This window comes from Rhodococcus sp. no. 34, from assembly GCF_054589475.1.
Genome location: NZ_BAAILK010000048.1, coordinates 1 through 2,484, shown reverse-complemented (window position 1 = coordinate 2,484; position 2,484 = coordinate 1). Strand labels below are relative to the sequence as shown.

Annotated in this window: 1 protein-coding gene; it reads left to right on the top strand. The window is 58.9% G+C overall.

Annotation, left to right across the window (positions count from 1 at the left end):
* Positions 1-2,484 (top strand): non-ribosomal peptide synthetase (locus ACYP01_RS28780; RefSeq protein ID WP_459683472.1); only part of this gene is annotated, 2,484 nt, incomplete at both ends.

The following is a 2,484-nucleotide window of genomic DNA, read 5'->3' as shown; positions in this document are numbered from 1 at the left end:
GTCGGGTTCGTGAGGGCGATCTGGGTGCGTTTGCGCATGCGGATGTGCCGTTCGAGCGGTTGGTGGAGGTGCTCAATCCGGCGCGGTCGCAGGCGCGTAATCCGTTGTTTCAGGTGATGCTGTCGTTCCAGAACATGGAGCAGACCGGGTTGCAGTTGGGCGATCTGACGGTTGCGGGCGTCGATACCGGCGCGGTGGCGGCGAAGTTCGATCTGCAGTTGACCATGGTCGAGCAGTTCGACGAGTCCGGTGCCCCGGCCGGGATGGCGGCGACGTTCACGTACGCGACGGATCTGTTCGACGAGTCGACGGTGGCCTCGATGGCAACCCGATTCGAACGCATCCTGCGCACAGTTCTCGACGATTCATCGGCGCTGGTGGGAGAAGTTGATCTTCTTGATGGTGTTGAACGAATTGAGATCTACAACAGATCGCGCGCCAGTCGTCGGGATCTGCCCGCGACGCGATTGGTGGATGTCGTCGGTACGGCTCAGCGCGCTATGGATGTTGCGCTGATTTACGGTGACGAAAGCTTGACCTATGGCGAATTCGATTCGCGCGTCAATCGATTGGCCCGACATCTGATTTCGCAAGGTGTTGGACCTGAGGTTCTGGTCGGCGTGCTCATGGGGCGGTCTATATCTTGGGTGATCGCAGCCCATGCGGTGATTCGTGCAGGTGGCGGATATGTACCCCTGGACCCATCGCATCCGACTGAACGCGTCTCTTATGTTTTGCGAACGGCGGCGCCGGCCGTTGTCTTGTACTCGCGTGACTTTACGGTTGATGGTCGACTCGACGCGAAGTTGCCGACTTCCTGGGTTGATGTTGACAGTCTTGACCTGCATACGTATTCGACTGATCCGATCACCGATTCAGAGCGACTGTCTGCTCTTCGGGGAGATCACCCTGCGTATGTGATTTTCACTTCCGGTTCTACCGGGACGCCGAAAGGCGTCCTGGTATCGCATATCGCCGTAGTAAACCAGATGCTTTGGCGCCAGGATCGATACAATTTGGACCCGTCGGACGTGGTGCTGGTCAAGACTCCGTCCACATTTGACGTTTCACTTTGGGAGTTGTTCTGGCCGTGCCAAGTAGGCGCGCGCATGGTGATCGCCGAACCGGATGGCCATCGTGACCCTCAGTACATAGCGAAGTTGATCCGGGAGCATGCGGTCACGGTCGCGCACTTCGTGCCTGCAATGATGGCCCTATTCATTTCAGCCGAATATGCCAGCAATATTCCTTCCTTGAGGCTGGTGTTTTCCGGTGGCGAGGCCTTGAAAGTTGGCACTGCCGCGGAAGTTTTCGGAGTGATGCCATCAGCACGCTTGGAGAATTTGTACGGTCCTGCCGAGGCTGCAATTGATGTGACCTTCCATGAAGTCACATCGGACGAGACCGTGTCGATCCCGATTGGTTCTGCTGTGTGGAATACAGGGCTGCTAGTCCTGGATTCCAGGCTGCACCCGGTTTCAAGGGGTGTTGTCGGCGAGCTTTATCTATCGGGCATTCAGTTGGCGCGCGGGTATATCGGGCGGGCCGCAATGTCGTCGGATCGGTTTGTTGCGAACCCGTTTGCCGATGGCAGCGGGGGCGGTCGGATGTATCGCACGGGCGATTTGGTGCGGTGGGATGCGTCGGGGGAGCTGGAGTACATCGGCCGTAGTGATTTCCAGGTGAAGTTGCGTGGTCAGCGGATCGAGTTGGGGGAGATCGAGTCGGCTTTGGTGGCTGATGCATCGGTATCCGCATCTGCAGTGACTGTTGTTTCGGCCAAGTCGGGTGACAGCTTGGTTGGGTATGTGGTGCCGGCGTCGGGTGCGGTGGTTGATGTTGTAGCGCTTACGGATTCGCTGCGTGCGGTGTTGCCGTCGTACATGGTTCCGTCGTTGATCATGGTGTTGGATGCGTTGCCGCTGAATGCGTCGGGGAAGTTGGATCGGAAGTTGTTGCCGGAGCCGGTGTTCGAGGTTGCGGTGTTCCGGGCTCCGGTGACGGCGGTGGAGGAGATCGTCGCGTCGGTGTTCGGGGATGTTCTCGGGGTCGAGCGTGTCGGGTTGGATGATGATTTCTTTGCTTTGGGTGGTAATTCTTTGATTGCTACTCGGGTGGCGGCTCGGTTGGGGCAGGCGCTCGATGCGCAGGTTCCGGTGCGGGTGTTGTTCGAGGCGTCGTCGGTGGAGTTGTTGGCTGCTCGGGTGGAGTCGGAGGTTGGTTCGGGTGCTCGGGCGGCGTTGACTGCTCGGGTGCGTCCGGAGCGGGTGCCGTTGTCGTTGGCGCAGCAGCGGATGTGGTTCTTGAACCGATTCGACCCGGGATCCAATGTTGACAATATTCCGGTGGCGATTCGGTTGTCGGGGTTGTTGGATGTGGCGGCGTTGGACGCTGCTGTGTCGGATGTTGTTGGTCGGCATGAGATTTTGCGGACGGTGTATCCGGAGGTCGACGGTGTCGGGTTCCAGGAGGTGTTGTCTGCGG